General features: G+C 72.9%; 15 protein-coding genes and 2 tRNA genes. 11 read left to right on the forward strand and 6 right to left on the reverse strand.

What is annotated here, in order from left to right:
* The first annotated feature begins 103 nt into the window (after positions 1-103).
* Together ACZ4VK_RS23250 and ACZ4VK_RS23255 are read left to right on the forward strand one after the other, a co-directional pair.
* Positions 104-649 carry a SigE family RNA polymerase sigma factor gene (locus ACZ4VK_RS23250; protein WP_468355019.1) on the forward strand — a complete coding sequence of 182 codons (546 nt, stop codon included), beginning with the start codon at positions 104-106 and terminating at the stop codon, positions 647-649.
* Positions 650-786: 137 nt separating this feature from the next.
* Complete coding sequence (locus ACZ4VK_RS23255) at positions 787-2439, forward strand: long-chain fatty acid--CoA ligase (RefSeq protein WP_468355022.1); 1653 nt, start codon at positions 787-789, stop codon at positions 2437-2439.
* Positions 2440-2481: 42 nt separating this feature from the next.
* Here the strand turns inward: ACZ4VK_RS23255 and ACZ4VK_RS23260 are convergent, their stop codons facing one another.
* Positions 2482-6492, reverse strand: a complete 4011-nt coding sequence (locus ACZ4VK_RS23260; protein ID WP_468355024.1) for a PAS domain-containing protein — start codon at positions 6490-6492, stop codon at positions 2482-2484.
* A gap of 166 nt (positions 6493-6658) precedes the next feature.
* Positions 6659-7084: an SSI family serine proteinase inhibitor gene (locus ACZ4VK_RS23265; protein ID WP_468355027.1), complete on the reverse strand. Its 426-nt coding sequence runs from the start codon at positions 7082-7084 to the stop codon at positions 6659-6661.
* Between the two features lie 247 nt (positions 7085-7331).
* Here ACZ4VK_RS23265 and ACZ4VK_RS23270 point away from each other — a divergent pair.
* Positions 7332-7422, forward strand: a tRNA-Ser gene (locus ACZ4VK_RS23270).
* Positions 7423-7704: 282 nt separating this feature from the next.
* Positions 7705-7777, forward strand: a tRNA-Arg gene (locus ACZ4VK_RS23275).
* A 120-nt stretch (positions 7778-7897) separates the two neighbouring features.
* Here the strand turns inward: ACZ4VK_RS23275 and ACZ4VK_RS23280 are convergent.
* From ACZ4VK_RS23280 to sigJ, 3 genes are all read right to left on the reverse strand, one after another.
* Positions 7898-8791, reverse strand: a complete 894-nt coding sequence (locus tag ACZ4VK_RS23280) for a hypothetical protein (protein ID WP_468355030.1) — start codon at positions 8789-8791, stop codon at positions 7898-7900.
* Positions 8792-8915: 124 nt separating this feature from the next.
* The gene (locus tag ACZ4VK_RS23285) at positions 8916-10118 is read right to left on the reverse strand and encodes an NAD(P)/FAD-dependent oxidoreductase (protein ID WP_468355033.1); all 1203 of its coding nucleotides are present in this window, start codon (positions 10116-10118) and stop codon (positions 8916-8918) included.
* A gap of 101 nt (positions 10119-10219) precedes the next feature.
* Positions 10220-11164, reverse strand: coding sequence for an RNA polymerase sigma factor SigJ (gene sigJ, locus ACZ4VK_RS23290; protein WP_468355036.1), 945 nt, complete (start codon positions 11162-11164; stop codon positions 10220-10222).
* Positions 11165-11405: 241 nt separating this feature from the next.
* On the opposite strand from sigJ, the gene ACZ4VK_RS23295 reads away from it, so the two are divergent.
* Together ACZ4VK_RS23295 and ACZ4VK_RS23300 are read left to right on the forward strand one after the other, a co-directional pair.
* Entirely contained in the window at positions 11406-11771 is a 366-nt protein-coding gene (locus tag ACZ4VK_RS23295) for a PH domain-containing protein (protein ID WP_030549674.1), read from the forward strand.
* A gap of 149 nt (positions 11772-11920) precedes the next feature.
* A complete protein-coding gene (locus ACZ4VK_RS23300) occupies positions 11921-12745 on the forward strand; it encodes a BRO family protein (protein ID WP_468355040.1) in 825 nt (274 codons plus the stop codon).
* Here ACZ4VK_RS23300 and ACZ4VK_RS23305 read toward each other — a convergent pair.
* Positions 12730-13167 carry a hypothetical protein gene (locus tag ACZ4VK_RS23305; protein WP_468355043.1) on the reverse strand — a complete coding sequence of 146 codons (438 nt, stop codon included), beginning with the start codon at positions 13165-13167 and terminating at the stop codon, positions 12730-12732. The genes ACZ4VK_RS23300 and ACZ4VK_RS23305 overlap by 16 nt on opposite strands.
* Positions 13168-13220: 53 nt before the next feature.
* Between ACZ4VK_RS23305 and ACZ4VK_RS23310 the strand changes: the two genes are divergently transcribed.
* The 5 genes from ACZ4VK_RS23310 (at position 13221) to ACZ4VK_RS23330 (ending at position 17860) form a co-directional block, all read left to right on the forward strand.
* Positions 13221-14090: a DUF2797 domain-containing protein gene (locus tag ACZ4VK_RS23310; RefSeq protein WP_468355046.1), complete on the forward strand. Its 870-nt coding sequence runs from the start codon at positions 13221-13223 to the stop codon at positions 14088-14090.
* A 196-nt stretch (positions 14091-14286) separates the two neighbouring features.
* On the forward strand, positions 14287-14622 hold the full coding sequence (locus ACZ4VK_RS23315) for an antibiotic biosynthesis monooxygenase family protein (protein WP_468355049.1): 336 nt from the start codon (positions 14287-14289) through the stop codon (positions 14620-14622).
* Positions 14609-15496, forward strand: coding sequence for an amidohydrolase family protein (locus ACZ4VK_RS23320; RefSeq protein ID WP_468355052.1), 888 nt, complete (start codon positions 14609-14611; stop codon positions 15494-15496). Before ACZ4VK_RS23315 ends, ACZ4VK_RS23320 begins: the two co-directional genes overlap by 14 nt.
* Before the next feature lie 73 nt (positions 15497-15569).
* A complete protein-coding gene (locus ACZ4VK_RS23325) occupies positions 15570-16313 on the forward strand; it encodes a response regulator transcription factor (RefSeq protein ID WP_468355055.1) in 744 nt (247 codons plus the stop codon).
* 5 nt (positions 16314-16318) lie between these two features.
* Complete coding sequence (locus ACZ4VK_RS23330) at positions 16319-17860, forward strand: sensor histidine kinase (RefSeq protein ID WP_468355058.1); 1542 nt, start codon at positions 16319-16321, stop codon at positions 17858-17860.
* Positions 17861-17863: the final 3 nt, after the last annotated feature.

Consider the following 17863-nt stretch of genomic DNA (forward strand, 5'->3'; position numbering starts at 1 on the left):
CCAGAGGAGGTGCGGCGGTCCCCACCCCTACAACCTGAGGCGGACGGCGGGTCGGGACCTGGGGCCGATCCGCCGGGTACCCCGCCCCTCCTAGCGTGGAGCCATGACTCCGCCACCCTCTGGCCCCGTCTGCGCCGGTGCCTCGCAGTACGCGTCGTACCCGACCTTCTCGTCGTACGTACGGGCGCGCGGGCCCGTGCTCCTGCGCACCGCGCGTTCCCTGACCGCCAACCCCTGCGACGCCGAGGACCTGCTGCAGACCGCGCTGGCCAAGACCTTCGTCGCGTGGGAGCGCATCGAGGACCACCGCGCCCTGGACGGCTACGTCCGCCGCGCGCTCCTCAACACCCGTACGTCCCAGTGGCGCAAGCGCAAGGTCGACGAGTTCGCCTGCGAGGAGCTGCCCGAGCCCGCAGGTCTCCCGGAGCCGGACCCGGCCGAGCGGCAGGTGCTGCACGACGCGATGTGGCGTGCGGTGATGAAGCTGCCGGACCGGCAGCGTCAGATGGTGGTCCTGAGGTACTACGAGGACCTCAGCGAGGCACAGACCGCCGAGGTGCTCGGGGTGTCGGTGGGTACGGTGAAGAGCGCGGTGTCCAGGGCGCTCGGCAAGCTCCGCGAGGACCCGGAACTGACGCCCGTACGGTAGGCGAAGCGGGACGGGCCGGCGCCCGCGCCAGTGAACGCCGGCAATTCCCGTACTCCCGGGTAGTGACATACCGCGTGGTATGTGCGCAGAATCTCCACACCCTTTCTGCCACGTAGCGCCCACCGGGAGGACGCCCCGTGTACAGCACCATGCAGGACGTACAGCTGACCGTGAGCCGCATCCTCAAGCACGGGATGACGATTCACGGGAAGTCCATCATCACCACCTGGACGGGCGAGCCCGAGCCGCACCGCCGCACGTTCGCGGAGGCCGGAGCGCGCGCCCACCAGCTGGCCAACGCCCTGCGCGACGAACTCGGCGTCACCGGCGACCAGCGGGTCGCGACCCTCATGTGGAACAACTCCGAGCATGTCGAGGCGTACTTCGCGATCCCCTCCATGGGCGCGGTGCTCCACACCCTCAACCTCCGTCTGCCCCCCGAGCAGCTGGTGTGGATCGTCAACCACGCCGCCGACCGGGTCGTGCTCGTCAACGGCTCGCTGCTCCCCCTCCTCGCCCCGCTGCTTCCGCACCTGCCGACGATCGAGCACATCGTGGTCGCGGGCCCCGGGGACCGTTCCGTCCTCGACGGCGTCGCCCCCCGCGTGCACGACTACGAGGAGCTGATCGCCGGCCGGGCGACGACGTACGACTGGCCCGAGCTCGACGAGCGTTCGGCCGCCGCCATGTGCTACACCTCCGGCACCACCGGTGACCCGAAGGGAGTCGTCTACTCCCACCGCTCGATCTACCTGCACTCGATGCAGGTGAACATGGCCGAGTCGATGGGCCTCACCGCCAAGGACACGACCCTCGTCGTCGTCCCGCAGTTCCACGTCAACGCCTGGGGCCTGCCGCACGCCACCTTCATGACCGGCATCAACATGCTCATGCCGGACCGTTTCCTCCAGCCGGCCCCGCTCGCCGAGATGATCGAGCGCGAGAAGCCGACCCACGCGGCCGCCGTCCCCACCATCTGGCAGGGACTGCTCGCCGAGGTCACCGCCAACCCCCGCGACCTCTCCTCGATGGCCCAGGTCACCATCGGCGGCGCGGCCTGTCCGCCCTCCCTCATGGAGGCGTACGACCGGCTCGGTGTCCGGCTCTGCCACGCCTGGGGCATGACCGAGACGTCCCCGCTCGGCACGATGGCCCACCCGCCGGCCGGTCTGACCGCCGAGGAGGAGTGGCCGTACCGGATCACGCAGGGCCGTTTCCCGGCCGGCGTCGAGGCGCGCCTCGTCGGCCCCGGCGGCGACCACCTGCCCTGGGACGGCGAGTCGGCCGGTGAACTGGAGGTGCGCGGCACCTGGATCGCGGGCTCGTACTTCGGCGGCATCGACGGCGAGGCCGTCCGGCCGGCCGACAAGTTCAGCGAGGACGGCTGGCTGAAGACCGGCGACGTCGGCGTGATCAGCCCCGACGGCTTCCTCACCCTCACCGACCGCGCCAAGGACGTCATCAAGTCGGGCGGCGAGTGGATCTCCAGCGTCGAGCTGGAGAACGCGCTGATGGCCCACCCGGAGGTCGCCGAGGCCGCCGTCGTCGCCGTGCCCGACGAGAAGTGGGGCGAGCGCCCGCTGGCGACCGTCGTGCTCAAGGAGGGGGCGACGGCCGACTACGAGACGCTGAGGGCCTTCCTCGCCGACGAGGGCGGCATCGCCAAGTGGCAGCTGCCGGAGCGCTGGGCGATCGTGCCGGCGGTGCCGAAGACGAGCGTGGGCAAGTTCGACAAGAAGGTCATCCGCAGGCAGTACGCGGAGGGCGAGCTCGACGTGACCCAGCTCTGACCCACCGGTGGCGACCAGTCGGCACCAACCGGCCCCAGGGGGCTAGTTGGTGCCGATCTTCGCGAGCAGGTCGACGATCCTGGCCTGGACCTCGGCGCTGTTCGAGCGCTCGGCGAGGAACAGGACCGTCTCGCCGGAGGACAACTTCGGCAGCTCCTCCTCGACGAGGTCGGCCGAGGTGTAGACGACCAGCGGGGTGCGGTTCAGCTGTCCGTTCGCCCGCAGCCAGTCGATGATCCCGGCCCTGCGGCGGCGCACCTGCATCAGGTCCATCACCACCAGGTTCGGCCGCGTCTCGGTCGCGAGCGCGACCGCCTCCGTGTCCGTGGCCGCCCGCGCGACGTGCATCCCGCGCCGCTCCAGGGTCTCCGCGAGCGCCTCCGCGATGTCCTCGTTCTCCTCGATCACCAGGACCCGTGACGGGTGCTGCTCGCTGTCGCGCGGCGCGAGCGCCTTGAGGAGTACGGCCGGATCGGCGCCGTACGCGGCCTCCCTGGTCGCCTGGCCGAGCCCCGCAGCGAGCAGGACGGGCACCTCGGCGGCGACGGCGGCCTGGCGCAGCGACTGGAGCGCGGTACGGGTGATGGGCCCGGTCAGCGGGTCGACGAAGAGCGCGGCAGGGAAGGCGGCGATCTGGGCGTCGACCTCCTCACGGGAGTGCACGATCACCGGCCGGTAGCCCCGGTCGCTCAGCGCCTGCTGCGTGGAGACGTCGGGCGCGGGCCAGACGAGCAGCCTGCGCGGGTTGTCGAGGGGCTCCGGGGGCAGCTCGTCGTCGACCGGCCGCGGAGCCGGCCGGTTGGCGACCTCGACGGCGCCACCGGGGCCGTCGAGCGGCTCGGGACCCTCGGCGGAACCCTCCGCGGGCGCTCCTATGGCGTAGGCACGTCCCTCGGACGCCGCGGGACCGAGCCCGAGCGCGGTCTCGGACGGCGGGCCGGACGGTTCGGCCTGCTGCGGGTGCGGCCTGGCCGCGCCGGGAGCCGGTACGGGAAGCGCGACGGGGGCCGGCGGGTCGACCTCCGGCGGGGTGGCGAGCTTACGCCGCCGCCCGGAGCCGTTGGAGTGCGCGCCGGGGGCCTGGGGGGCCGCTGGGACCGATGGGGCCGGATGGGCGGCGGCAGGAGCGGCGGGCGGGGCCGGAGGGGAGGCCGGGGGGACGAAGGGGACGCCCTGCCCGAGGGTACGGACGCTGAACGCCCGCCCCTGAGTGGAGTCCTTGGGCATCGGCAACTCGGGCGGCAGCGGCACGGAACCGGTACCGGTTCCGGAAGCCGTGCTGCTGCTACGAGTTCCGGGCTGCGACTGCGGCCCCGACTGCGACCGCTCCGTCTCCGGCGGCGGAGGCGTGACGGCCCGGCGACGCCCGGTCGGCTCGACGGGAGGCATCGCGGCAGGCATCACAGGCGGCATCGACGGCGGAACGACCGGCGGAACCTGCCCCTGCGGCTGCGGCTGCGTGGGGGTCTGCGTGTGCGGCGGCGCGTGCGGATGGGGCTGCGGAGGCGTGTGGTCGGCGCCCGGGACACCCCGTACGGCCTCGTGCTGTCCCTCGTCGGAGACCGGCAGCGGCCCGGCGGCCGGGGTACTTCCGGGAGCGGTGAACGGACCACCGGCGGAAAGGCCCTCGGGCCCGGCGACGCCCGGCTCAGGCCGGTCCGCGTCGGCGGGCGGGAGCGCGAACGGCGTCCGGGGACCGGCCTCGGCGGCGGCAGCCCGCTCCTGGGCGGCGGCGAGCGCACGCCGCCGACGCCCGCTCGGCTGCCCCTCGGGCACACCCTCACCGGAACCGGAACCGGAAGCGACGGCAGGCAGGGCACGGGCCAGGGCGGGAGCGCCCGAGGGTTCGACGGGGACACCCTGCGGCGGCACGGCGGCGCCGAGCGCGGCCCGCCCCTGCGCGCCCTCGGCCGCGGTCACCACGGACCCCTCGGCGGGCCGGCCACGCCGCCGCCCGGTCGGCTCGACACCGGAGACACCGGAGACACTGGAGGCACCGGAGGTACCGGCCCCGGGACTCACAGCGGTGCCGGGAGTGGCAGGAGGAGCGGACGGGACGTCGACGGCGGCGTTCTGCTGGGCCGGGATCAGCTCGGCGGCACCGGTGGCCTCACCCGTACGGGCACGGCGGCGCCCGCTGGGCTCCGCACCGCCCTCGCGGGCGACCGAACTCTCCAGGAAGGCGTCCGTGGACCCCCGCCGGGCCCGCCGCCTGCCCCCACCGGTGGTCTCCGAACCGTCAACCGAAGGCGCGGTGACGGGCGCGCCGGGGGTCGGAGGCACGGTCACGGGCGCGCCGGGCGCCGGAGGCACCGTGACGGGCGCGCCGACGGCGGGAGGCGCCGTGACAGGCGTACCGGCCTGCATGGGCAGCGCGAGGGCCTCACGGCCTCCGCCGGCCGGTGCGGGCGCCCTGGTCTCCGCCGGGACGGTCCCACGCCCGGCGCCGACCGGCACTTCGACGACGTACGCGCCGCCGCTCGTCCCCGGCACCTCATGGGTCTGCACGACACCGCCGTGCGCCGCCACGATCCCGCGCACGACGGGCCCGTGGACGGGGTCACCGCCGGCGTACGGGCCGCGGACCTCGATCCGTACGACCTCACCGCGCTGGGCGGCCGCGACGACGATCGTGGAGTCGGCGGGTACGGAGCCCTGGGCGCCGGCACGGTTCTTGCCGGTCGCGTCGACGCCGGCGACGTCCGCGACGAGGTGCGAGAGCGCCGTCGCGAGCCGCGCCGCGTCGACCTCGGCCTCGATGGGCGGCGCGTGCACGGCGAACTGGGCGCGGCCGGGTCCGATGAGCTCGACGGCCCCGTCGATGCCCGCGGTCACGACCCCGTCGAGGAGCGCGACGCGCCTGTCGAGCGTCTCCGTGCCGGCGTCCAGGCGCTGGTAGCCCAGGACGTTGTCGACGAGCGTCGTCATCCGGGCGTACCCGGCGGCCAGGTGGTGCAGGACCCGGTTGGCCTCGGGCCACAGCTGCCCGGCGTCGTCGGCGGCGAGGACGCCCAGCTGGGTGCGCAGCTCCTCCAAGGGGCCGCGCAGCGACTCGGCGAGGACGGCCGTGAGCTGTTCGTGGCGGGCGGCGAGGGAGGCGTACCGCTCCTGCTGGGCCTCCCGCTCGGCCGCGTGCCGCTCGGCGCGGTCGGCGAGTTCGGCCGCGCTCCGCTCCTGGAGGTCGGCGAGTTCGGCCGCGTTCCGCCGCTTGATCTCGGCGAGCTCGGCGGCGTGCTCCTCGACGAGCTGCTCGTACGGCCTGCGGTCGGTGAAGGTCATGACGGCGCCGACGAGCTGGTCGCCGTCGCGCACCGGAGCGGTCGTCAGGTCGACCGCGACCTGCTCGCCCTTCTTCGACCAGAGGACCTGCCCGCGCACGCGGTGCTTGCGGCCCGACTTGAGGGTGTCGGCGAGCGGCGACTCCTCGTACGGGAAGGGCTCGCCGTCGGCCCGCTTGGCGAGGATCAGCGGGTGGAGCTCCTGGCCGCCGAGTTCGCCGGCGCGGTAGCCGAGGATCTGCGCGGCGGCGGGGTTGACCAGGACGACCCGGCCGTCGGTGTCCGTGCCGACGACGCCCTCGGCCGCGGCGCGCAGGATCATCTCGGTCTGCCGCTGCGAGCGGGCGAGTTCGGCCTCGGTGTCGAGGGTGCCGGTGAGGTCCCGTACGACGAGCATGAGCAGCTCGTCGCCCGTGTACCCGCTGTACGAGTCATAGGCCTCGCGCCCGTCCTCCAGGCTGGCGCTGGTCACCTCGACGGGGAACTCGCCGCCGTCCGTGCGGCGGGCGATCATCCGGGTCGGCTTGGTGCGGCCGCGCTCGTCGGTGCCTTCGGGGCGGCGCATGGAGCCGGGGATGAGGCGCGAGTCGAAGCCGGGCAGGAGGTCGAGAAGGCCGCGCCCGACGAGTGCGGTGCCGGGTGTCTCGAACATGCCGAGGGCGATCGTGTTGGCGTTGACGACCGTGCCGTTGCAGTTGACGAGCACGAGGCCGTCGGGGAGGGCGTCGAGTATGGCTGCGAGGCGAGCAGCGCCTCGGGATGGCCTGCTGCTCACGAGACGCTTCCTCCCTGACCCACTGCACTTGCCTGTCGCACTTGCCTATCGGCGGACCGGCCCCATCTTGCCTCTCGGGCCGCAGCCTGTCACTGAGGGGAGTCTAAGGGAGCCCCCGGGGGTGGCCCCTGCCTCATCTCCTCCATGTCCCCTCCATGTGCCCTCCTCATCCTCCGACAAGGGGAAGGACGGGCTCCAGGTTCTCCCAGCGGTCGATCTCGCAGCCGTCGGCGCGGGAGAAGCGGGCGTCGACCGTACGGCCCTGCCAGGTGCCGGTGATGTGCGCGACGGCGGGCCCGCCGTACATCTGGGTGCAGAACCGGTTCTCGGGCGCGGCCGTGAACGGGTTCGCGCCCGTCTCCGCGAGCCGGTCGAGCCGCTCGCAGGCGCGCTCACGGTCGGGGTGGTTCCCGCCGGCCCCGCCGTCACACGTCAGCTCGAAGGTGCCGTCGACGTTCGAACGGCCGGTCTCGGAGACCGTCACCGTCAGGGTGTCCGGCGCCGAGAACAGCGGCAGCGAGGGCAGCGGGCCGAGCCCGGCGGCGCCGACGGCGGTGGTGGCGAGGGTCGCGAGGACGAGACTGCGCAGCATGCGGATCTCCAGGAGCGGCGGTGGACGACGGACGGGGGAGCACGTCGTGCCCCGCCCCGTCTAACGCTCCGGGCGCCACGGCGTTGCGCAACCGGGGTGCGCCGGGTGGGCGGCGTCCCGGACGCGGCGCGGCCGCCCCGGGGCTTTGCCCTCGACCCCGAAGGGCTAGTACGGTGAGAATCGATTGGTGACAGCCGGTTCGCCTGTGTCATCATCTGCACGCACACCGCATACGCGCGGGGTGCATGGAGGCGTCGCCTAGTCCGGTCTATGGCGCCGCACTGCTAATGCGGTTTGGGTCTTAAAGCCCATCGAGGGTTCAAATCCCTCCGCCTCCGCCCCTACCGAAGCCCCGGCCCCCAGGCCGGGGCTTCGGCCATTTCCCGACCACCGCTCACCCCACCCCCCCACCCGTGTGACCCCGGTCTCTTTCCCCGTGTTTCCGCCCCCGGGGCCCGGTCGCCGTCCCCTGCCACTGGCCCACCCACCGGGTCGTTTTCGCAGGTCACAAGGGGTGAGGCCAATGGATTTCACATGGCGGCGGCAGTCATGTAATGTTCTTCCTGTCGCCGCGAGCGGGCCGAAAGGCCGGGGAGCGAAGGCAAGAAACAAAAGAACAAGCACTCGTAGCTTAACGGATAGAGCATCTGACTACGGATCAGAAGGTTGCAGGTTCGAATCCTGCCGAGTGCACATGGACAAGAGGCCCGGACGAGAGTCCGGGCCTTTTGCGTTGTCCCGGCCGTCGCGTCGGACAGTCCTCGTACCGGGGCCGTGGGCGCGGTGCTGCCCCGGACGAGAGTCCGGGTGGGGTCAGCCCTGTTCTGCTGGGTTGACGCCGTAGAGGGTGGCGGCTGACCTGGCCTCGTGGGATTCGCAGGATTCCTGTTCGTCGGCCGGGGTCGGCCACAGTGGGATCAGGTCTCGCGCGGTGGGCGAGGGGTCCATGCGGAGGTAGTGGCAGGCGTCGTTGATGCGTAGGGCCAGGGCGTAGACGCCGTCACCCGCCGGCGTGCCGGAGACCGCGGTCACGCTGTCGCCCGCGGCGATCAGGTGCTTCTCCTTCAGGAAGCCCTCGGCGCCCTGCGCGGTGTGCGCGTAGCCCGCGGTCGTCATTGGTCGGTAGAGGTCGGCGGGCTGTTGCGCGAGCAGCACGCCCAGCTGGGCCACGAGGCTGCCGGGTCTGCCGTCGGTCCGTGCGGCCGGGCACGGCATGCCGGACTGCTTCACGCTGTGCGTACCGATGGCGAAGGTGTAGCGGTAGCAGCGGACCGGATAGGCGTCCGCTGCGACGGTCCCGTGGGCCGGGGGGACGAGACCCAGCATCACCTCCGCCGTGTGGACGACGCCGGCGGTCCGGTTCCGCTCGGTGTCGGCGCTCAGGAGCACTCCGCCGTGGGCCTCGACCTGGGCGACGATCGTGCCCTCGGTGAACTGTCCCCCGTACGGCCGGCCCCCGGAGTAGAAGCCCGCGTTCAGGTCTCCGCGCAGGTCCTCGGCGATCTCGGCTGCCTGGGCGTCGACCGCGGACGTGTCCGGAGCGGCGGTCCTCTGGTACAGCAGGGTGCCCGCCACTCCCGTCGCCGCGGCGACGAGCGCGGTCACCGAGAACAGCAGCCCCCGCAGCCTGGCGCCGCGGCCCCGCTCCCGTCCCGAACCGGGCCCGGGCCGGTGGTCCTGTCGGGATTCGGCCACCGGTGTCGTCATGTCACTCCCCCTGTCGGCACGACGTCCCCGGATACCCCGGAACGCCTCGCGCCGCACGATCCTACGGACCTGCCGAACGCGTCCGGAGAGAGAGGCCCCGGGCCGGAGTCCGGGGCCCCTCCCGTCAGGCCGGGACCCGGGTGGGGGCTTCCGTGCGGGGCCGCTGGGGCAGGACCCGGCGGCGGCGGGACGGGAGGCCGAGTGTCGGCTTGGTGACGCTCCAGGCCGCGCCCTTGCAGACCAGTTCCTTGTAGGTGGCGGCCAGTCGGCCCGTCAGGGCCCCCCGGACGGCGCGGTCGTCGGCCGTGACGTACTGGATCAGTCCGTCCTTGCGGCCGAGCGAGATGCACTGGTTGAAGTAGCGGAGCGGAATGTTCGGGAGCTTCCCGCCCGTGAGGCGGGCCGCGATGGCGTCGGCCGCCTGCCAGGCCATCGGGCCGCCCGTGGCGCACGACATCCGCAGCGGCTTGTCGCCGGGGCCCATGGCCATGCCGGCGTCGCCGACGGCGTACACGTCGGGGTGCGAGAGCGAGCGCATGGTCTCGTCGACCACGATCTGGCCCGTGTCGGTGACCTCGAGGGTGGTGGCCCGCGCGATCGGGTGGGCCGCGAAGCCGGTGGTCCACACGGTGACCTCGGCCGGGAGGGACCTGCCGTCGGCGATCGTGACGTGGTCGGCCGCCACGCCGGTGACGGCGGCCTCCTCGTGGACGGTGATCCCGAGCCCGTCGACGACCTTCCGCAGGTGCCGGCGGCCCTTGGGCGAGAGCCAGTCGCCGAGGCCACCGCGGACGGCGAGGGCGACGTCGAGGTCCGGGCGGGCCTCGGCGATCTCGGTCACGGCCTCCAGGCCGGTGAGGCCTCCGCCGACCACGACCACGGTCCCTCCGGCGCCCAGCCGGGCCAGGCGCTCGCGCAGCCGGAGCGCTCCGGGGCGGCCGGCGACGTCATGGGCGTGCTCGGCGGTGCCGGGGACGCCCTGGCTGTTCCAGCCGCTGCCGAGGGCGTACACGAGGGTGTCGTAGGCGAGTTCCTCGGCTTCGTTCGTGCCGGAGGCGGTGACGGTGACGGTCCTGCGGTCCACGTCGACGCCGGTCACCCTCGCGATCTTCAGCTCGACACCGGGGTCGGTGAACATCTCGCTGAGGGGCCGGGGCGGGAGGTCCTGGCCGGCGGCCAGCTGGTGCATCCGGACGCGCTCGACGAAGTCCGGCTCGGCGTTGACCAGGGTGATGGCGACGTCCTCGCGGTGCAGCCGCTTGGCGAGGCGCCCGGCAGCGACGACTCCGGCGTATCCGGCTCCGAGAACGATGATGCGGTGCTGCATGTCCGTGCTCCTGTCTTCCGCTCTTCCGCGGGTTCGCCACCTGAACCGGGCAGCCCGACGATTCCTGACAGGAACCCGGTGTGAAGCAGGTCACACCGCGATCAGAAGGCGTGGAACAGCGGCTCCCCGTGGTCGGCGGCGGCCCACTGGCGGGTCGCGCGCTCGAGCTTGTCGGGGTTGACCTGGCTGCGGAAGGCGACGATGCCCTCGGCGTCGATCTCCGGGCACATGATGCCGATCACCAGGCCGTCGACGACCGCGACCACGGCGGGTGCGCCGTTGGCCGTCGTCATGTGGATCTCGGCGGGCCCGCCGACGAGGGCGCGCTTGGCCGGGCTGGGCTTGAACATGCCCCGCATGAACTTCGCGACCGCGAGGGCGCCCTCGAACGCCTTGGCGCGGGCCGGGACCTTGCCGCCGCCGTCGCCGATCGCCACGGCGTCGTCGGTGAGCATCCGTACGAGCAGATCGGTCTGCCCGCTGGTGGCCGCCGCGAGGAACTCCTCGACGATCCGCCGGGCCGCGGCCTCGTCGATCTCGGTGCGGGACCTGCCGTCCGCGACGTGCTTCTTGGCGCGGTGGAAGATCTGCTGGCTCGCGGCCTCGGTGAGGTCGAGGATCTCGGCGATCTCCCGGTGCGAGTAGCCGAACGCCTCCCGCAGCACGTAGACCGCCCGCTCGTTGGGGGAGAGGCGTTCGAGCAGGGTGAGGACCGCGTACGAGACCGATTCGCGCTGTTCGGCGGTCTCGGCCGGGCCGAGCATCGGGTCTCCGGAGAGCAGCGGCTCGGGGAGCCACTGGCCCACGTAGCTCTCGCGCCGCGCGCGGGCGGAGGTGAGCTGGTTGAGGCAGAGGTTGGTGAGCACCTTCGTCAGCCAGGCCTCGGGGACCTCGATGCGGTCCACGTCGGCGGCCTGCCAGCGCAGGAAGGTGTCCTGCACGGCGTCCTCGGCCTCGCTCGCGGAGCCGAGGAGGCGGTAGGCGATGGCCTGCAGGCGGGGCGCGGCGGCGGTGAACCGGTCCATGTCGTTCACGGTCAGGGCCATGCCCAGGATCCTAACTCCCGCCCCTGCCGCTCGACCGGTGGGCGCACGGCGGGAGTTGATCCGACGGTGTCCGGTCGTGCGGGTGCCGGTGCGGTGGTCGTGCGGGGCCGGGTTGTCGCGTGTCGGTGCCGGCTTCGTCCCAGGTGGGTGCCGGTCTGGTCGAGCGCCGGTCGGGCGCCTTGCCTTGGTGAGCATCCGGGTCGGATGATCGTTCTTTCACTTCGAACGTGGGGGTTGGGGCATGGCACTCTTCGGGAACGCGCACGCGATCGATCCGGCGCAGGCGCAGCAGGACTACGCGCGGCTGCTCGGGCAGGGGGAGCAGGTGCACGCCGCGTACCTGCTGATCCGCGACACCATCTTCTTCACGGACCGGCGGCTCGTGCTGGTCGACAAGCAGGGCATCACCGGCAAGAAGGTCGAGTACCACTCGATCCCGTACCGGAGCATCACGCACTTCGCCGTCGAGACCGCCGGCACCTTCGATCTGGACGCCGAGCTGAAGATCTGGATCTCGGGCAGCCAGCTGCCCGTGCAGAAGACCTTCACCAAGGGCGTCGACATCTACGAGGTGCAGGCGATCCTCACGCAGTTCGTCGCGAAGTAGGCGTACGCACGCACGCGCGGAGCGTCGTCGTGGGGAGGGTTTCTCGGGGGTCATTCCCGGGAAACCCTCCCCTTTTGGGTGAACCTGTCTGATTTGCATGTCAGTTGAATATGCCCTCGGCCTAACTTGCGTGGCGGAGGTGATGATCGATGGATGCGATCGACATCGATGACATGGTGCACGCCGCCACCGGAGCGCCCCTGCGGAGGCTGACCGCCCCCGACGGGACCCACTGGTTCCCCGTGGTGGACGTGGCGAAGCGGCTGGGGTACGCGGGGACACGGGAGGCGCTGCGAACGGTGGCGCTGCCAGGCACGTGCCTGGCGTCCGCGCGCGAGCTCGCCGGAGACGAGGAGTTCCCCGGCCGGAGCGGGATCAGGGCGTCGACGCGGATGGTGAGCCTCCAGGGGCTCGTCCAGCTCGTCGGCGCGTGCCGCAGACCCGAGGCCGGGCCCTTCCAGGCGTGGGTGGCGGAGGTCGTGGCGGCGATCCAGCGGTACGGGGGCTACGGTCTCGAACCCTCGCCCGTGCACTCCGGTTTCGTGCTGCCGCCCGAGCTCGTCGACGTCCTCGTGCGACTCGAGGGCCGGTTCGACGAGCGCTCGCCCGCGTACGCCGAGCACACCCAGTACGCGGAGCTGCTCCGCGAGACCCGGAGGAGCCTCTCAAGGGTCGCCGACTCCCTTGAGCGGCTCTCCGTGCCCCGCCAGCGCACCGGCGCAGCCGTCGCGCTCACCCCGCAGGAGCTCGTCGAGTCCTGGGCCGTCACCGGGGACGTGCGGACGGTCGCCAGCTGCCTCGCCCCCGCCCTGATCCGGGGCGGGGTCCGCTACCGGACGCAGGACGTCACCCGGTGCACCGGGCTGTCCCGCGAGCGCGTCCGGGACTGCGTACGCCTCCTCATCGAACGCGGCCGCATACGGGAGGTCGGCGGGCCGGACGCGGACGGGACGCGGATCTACGTCCTGCCGTGAGGCGGCGGGGGCGGTGGCGCCGCCGGGGGCGCCACCGCCACCACCTGGTACGGGTCCGCGTAGACGATCCTGCCCGGCCGGGCCGACTCCAGGCGTACGCAGGGCACGCCGTGGTCACGCAGGATGCGCAGGTACGGGGCGACCCGGGCCAGCGCCTCGGTCGCCGTCGGGCGGAACCAGGCCGCCGCCCCCGGGTTCAGCCGCGGGTCGTAGACCGTCGGGTCGACCGTCGACGGGTTCGGGAAGTGGGCGTCGTACCAGTCGTTCGAGGAGCGCCAGACCGCGTACTCGGCGGGGGAGAGCCGGCCCTCCCGCGCCAGCGCGTTGGCCAGCCCGAAGACGCCCGGGTGATGGCCCCGGGGGCTCCTCTCCGGGGACTGGAAGCGGATGTGGCGGAGACTGGGTGGCAGGGGAGCTCGCACAGAGGGAGCTTGCACCAGATGCGCCCGAGGGGTGGGTGCGGAGGAGGAACGGCGTGGAGTGGCGGTGTCGGGGGATCACCTGGAACGGAGGGGCGCCCGGCCTGCGGTGGCGGGGCGGCAGGGTCAGCACCCTCGCGTACGGGCAGGAGCTCGCCTTCCGGGCCGTGGGGGCGCGGCGGTGTCCCGGGGCCCGCGGCAACCCCTGTCCCCTGGAGGCGGTCGTGCCCGGCCGGGCCACCGGCGGACGGTGCGCGGAGTGCGCGCGGCTCGACCGGGCCCACTCGGTCGCCGCCGACACCTTCCTGGACGATCCGCAGCCGTACCGCGTGTACCTCGCCTGGTTCGGGCCCGCGATGACGAAGGTGGGCATCACCGCCGAGGCCCGGGGAGAGGCCCGGCTCCTCGAACAGGGCGCCGTCACGTTCAGCTGGCTCGGCCGGGGTCCGCTGATGGCCGCCCGGCGGACCGAGGAGGTGCTGCGGCAGGCGCTTGGCGTTCCCGACCGGGTGGCGTACGAGCGGAAGCGGGCCGCCCGGCACACCCTGCCGCCCGCCCCGGTCCGGGCCGGGGAGGTCGAGGAGCTGCACCGGCGCGCGGGTGCGGTGGGCGGCTGGACGGAGACCCTGGAGCCGCTGGAGTTCGCCCCGCGCGACCACGTCGAGGTCTTCGGCCTCGACGGGCTGCCGCCGCTCGACGGCACCGTCACCGAGCTGGTCGACGGGGGTGTCGTCAGCGGGCGGCTGCTCGCCGCCGCCGGGCCCGATCTGCACCTCCTCGACCCCGGCGGGCGTTGTCTCGCCCTCGACACCCGGCTGATGGGCGGCTGGGTGCTCCAGGGCGCCGGGGCGGGGGACGCCTTCTCCGTGCCGGTGGCGGAAGCGGCGCCCGCCGTCGACCCGAGTACGCAGGGGGAGCTCTTCTGAGGTCGGCGCGCAGCCGAACGTGGGCAGCAGTCGACTCAGGGCAGCAGCCGAAACGAGGCGGCCGGCCACAGCGCACGCGCAGCCACCCCCAGAGCACCGCACACCCCCCGCGCCCCGCGCCGCGCTTCGTAAAGTCTTGGATCCCTTTGCCCTCGGGCCGTGGACAGCCCCGCCCGGCCCCGGCGAGGGTGATCACATGACTCCCCAGCTGGTGGCGGGCATCGAACCGCCCTACTACACCGCCGTGTTCACCTCCGTCCGCCCCGAAGCGCCCGAGGGCTACTCCGCGACCTCCTCCCGCATGCAGGAGATCGTCAAGGAGATCCCCGGGTTCCTCGGCTACGAGACCGCCCGTACCCCCGGCGGCATCGGCATCACCGTCGCCTACTTCCGCGACCTGGAGTCCCTCGACGCCTGGCGGCTCGACACCGAGCACCAGGCCGCCAAGGCGTACGGCCGGGAGCACTGGTACGAGAGCTACAGCGTCCACATCGGCAAGGTCGAGCGGAGTTACAGCTTTGAGCGGGAGTGATACCCCGGCGGACATCCCCGCGCTGCTCGCGCGCCTCGGGATTCCCGGCCTCGTCGACGTGCACACGCACTTCATGCCGCAGAACGTCCTCGACAAGGTCTGGGCCTACTTCGACGCCGTCGGTCCGCTGACCGGCCTGGAGTGGCCCATCACCTACCGCGAGGAGGAGGAGCGCAGGCTCGCCCTCCTGCGTGGCTTCGGGGCGGTCGCCTTCACCGCGATGCTCTACCCCCACAAGCCCGGCATGGCCGCCTGGCTGAACTCCTGGGCCGTCGACTTCGCCGCCCGTACCCCCGACTGTCTGCACACCTCGACCTTCTTCCCCGAGCCGGGTGCCGACCGGTACGTCCGCGAGGCGCTCGACGCCGGGGCCCGGGTCTTCAAGGTGCACCTCCAGGTCGGCGGATTCGATCCGAACGACGCCCAGTTGGACAGCGTCTGGGGAGTCCTCGCCGACAGCGGCACCCCCGTGGTCGTCCACTGCGGCTCCGGTCCCGCCCCGGGCAGGTTCACCGGCCCCGGGCCCATGGGGAGGCTGCTCGCCCGTCACCGCCGCCTGAAGGTGATCGTCGCGCACATGGGGATGCCCGAGTACAGCGACTTCCTCGACCTCACCCAGCGGTACGAGGGCGTCCACCTCGACACCACCATGGCCTTCACCGACTTCAGCGAGCGGCTCGCGCCCTTCCCCGAGGGGGAGCTCAAGCGGCTCGTCGACCTGGGTGACCGGATCCTCCTCGGCTCCGACTTCCCGAACATCCCGTATCCGTACGCGCACCAGCTCCATGCCCTCGAACGTCTCGGGCTCGGGGACGACTGGATGCGGCGGGTCCTCTACGAGAACGGAGCCGCGTTGTTTCACGTGAAACGGTGAGGTCTTCCCTTTCTCAGGGAATTCACAGGAAAGGGAAAGAGGGCTCTCAGCGGCGGCGGCGAGCGTGGGTGCCATGACCGTCACCACACGCCGCCCCGGCACCCGCGCCGACATGTTCCGTGCCGACGGCACCGCCGTCCGCGTCCTCGTCGTCGACGACGAGGCCTCGCTCGCCGAGCTCCTCTCCATGGCCCTGCGGTACGAGGGCTGGCAGGTGCGGAGCGCGGGCGACGGCGCCGCCGCCCTCCGCGCCGTACGGGAGTTCCGGCCCGACGCCGTGATCCTCGACGTGATGCTCCCCGACGCCGACGGGCTCAGCCTGCTCGGCTCGATCCGCCGCGAACTGCCGGACGTCCCGGTGCTCTTCCTGACGGCGAAGGACGCCGTCGAGGACCGGATCGCCGGACTCACCGCCGGCGGCGACGACTACGTCACCAAGCCCTTCAGCCTGGAGGAGGTCGTCGCGAGGCTGCGCGGCCTCATCCGCCGGTCCGGGGCGGCGCAGGCGCGCAGCGAGTCGCTGCTCGTCGTCGGGGATCTGACCCTCGACGAGGACAGCCACGAGGTCACCCGGGGCGGAGAGTCGATCCATCTCACCGCCACCGAGTTCGAGCTGCTGCGCTATCTCATGCGCAATCCGCGCCGGGTGCTGAGCAAGGCGCAGATCCTCGACCGGGTCTGGTCGTACGACTTCGGCGGCCAGGCCAACGTCGTCGAGCTCTACATCTCCTATCTGCGCCGGAAGATCGACGCGGGCCGCTCCCCGATGATCCACACGCGGCGCGGAGCCGGGTACCTGATCAAGCCGGGGGAGTAGCGCCGGTGTTCCGACGTGCACGTCGGCGGCCGTGGTCGCTGCGGACCCGGCTCGTCGTCTCGGCCGTCGCGCTGATCGCGGTCGTCGCGGCCGTCATCGGCACGGTCACGACGATCGCGTTCCGCTCGTACCTGTACGACCGGGCCGACGAACAGGTCCGTACCGTCTCCAACCGGGCCGCGGGCCCGCCGGTCCCCAGGGGCCTCGGCCCCGCCCCGGGCCCGGGCCCGGACCAGGACCTGCTCAGGTTCGTCGAGACCGTACCGACCGGCACCCTCGGCGCGGTCCTGGTGAACGGCCGGCTGACCTCGGCCGGATACTCGGCCGAGGCGGAGACCGAGGACGGCGGTCTGTACGGGGCGATTGTCCGTACCGAACTCGACGCGGCCCAGCGGGCCGCGCTCGCCGCCGTTCCGCGCGACGGGAAGCCGCACACCGTCGACCTGCCCGGCGGGCTCGGCTCGTACCGGGTCGAGTACGCCGAGGGCAGCAAGGGCACGTTCCTCACCGGCATTCCGCTCACCGAGGTCGAGGACGCCCTCTCCACCCTCGTCGTCGTCGAGCTGAGCGTCACGGGAGCCGGTCTCGTCGCGGCCTCGCTCGCCGGGACCGTACTCGTCGGGGTGGCCCTGCGTCCGCTGCGGCGGGTTGCCGCCATCGCCGGCCAGGTCGTCAAGCTGCCGCTGCACAGCGGAGAGGTGGCACTCCATCAGCGGGTCCCGGAGCGAGCGGCCGATCCGCGCACCGAGGTCGGTCAGGTCGGCGCGGCCATCAACCGGATGCTCGACCACGTCCATTCGGCGCTCGACGCCCGCCAGCAGAGCGAGACCCGCGTCCGGCAGTTCGTCGCGGACGCCAGCCATGAGCTGCGCACCCCGCTGGCCTCGATCCGGGGGTACGCGGAGCTGACCCGTCGCGGCGGGGAGGAGTGCGGGCCCGACACCCGGCACGCGCTCGGCCGGATCGAGTCCGAAGCCACCCGGATGACGGGCCTGGTGGAGGACCTGCTGCTGCTCGCCCGGCTCGACGCCGGACGCCCGCTCGCGTACGAGGCCACCGACCTCGTCCCCCTCGTCGTGGACGCGGTCAGCGACGCCCGCGCCGCCGGGCCCGAGCACCACTGGCGGCTCGAACTCCCCGCGGAACAGGCGGCCGTACGGGCCGACGCCGCCCGGCTCCAGCAGGTGCTCGTCAATCTTCTCGCCAACGCCCGTACCCACACCCCGCCCGGTACGAAGGTCACCGCGCGCGTCCGGGCGGAGCGGGGCGTGGCGCTCGTCGACATCGAGGACGACGGGCCCGGCATCCCGCGCGAGCTCCTGCCCTCCGTCTTCGAGCGGTTCGCACGCGGCGACGCCTCCCGCTCCCGGCACGCCGGATCGACCGGCCTCGGACTCGCCATCGTGCGCGCGGTCGTCCTCGCCCACGGCGGCGAGGTGACCGTCACGAGCGCCCCCGGCCGGACCGTCTTCACCGTCCGGCTCCCCGTGGACAAGGCCTCCGGCACGCACTCACAGGCAGGGCACAGGCGCATCACACAGCCGTGACAG

It is taken from the genome of Streptomyces sp. NPDC028711 (assembly GCF_055565415.1).

Excerpts from the sequence above, each read along its gene's own strand:
- ACZ4VK_RS23280 (WP_468355030.1), bottom strand. The coding sequence starts at position 8,791 with ATGACGACACCGGTGGCCGAATCCCGACAGGACCACCGGCCCGGGCCC.
- sigJ (WP_468355036.1), bottom strand. The coding sequence starts at position 11,164 with ATGGCCCTGACCGTGAACGACATGGACCGGTTCACCGCCGCCGCGCCC.
- ACZ4VK_RS23300 (WP_468355040.1), top strand. The coding sequence starts at position 11,921 with ATGGATGCGATCGACATCGATGACATGGTGCACGCCGCCACCGGAGCG.
- ACZ4VK_RS23250 (WP_468355019.1), top strand. The coding sequence starts at position 104 with ATGACTCCGCCACCCTCTGGCCCCGTCTGCGCCGGTGCCTCGCAGTAC.
- ACZ4VK_RS23265 (WP_468355027.1), bottom strand. The coding sequence starts at position 7,084 with ATGCTGCGCAGTCTCGTCCTCGCGACCCTCGCCACCACCGCCGTCGGC.
- ACZ4VK_RS23285 (WP_468355033.1), bottom strand. The coding sequence starts at position 10,118 with ATGCAGCACCGCATCATCGTTCTCGGAGCCGGATACGCCGGAGTCGTC.
- ACZ4VK_RS23295 (WP_030549674.1), top strand. The coding sequence starts at position 11,406 with ATGGCACTCTTCGGGAACGCGCACGCGATCGATCCGGCGCAGGCGCAG.
- ACZ4VK_RS23315 (WP_468355049.1), top strand. The coding sequence starts at position 14,287 with ATGACTCCCCAGCTGGTGGCGGGCATCGAACCGCCCTACTACACCGCC.
- ACZ4VK_RS23325 (WP_468355055.1), top strand. The coding sequence starts at position 15,570 with ATGACCGTCACCACACGCCGCCCCGGCACCCGCGCCGACATGTTCCGT.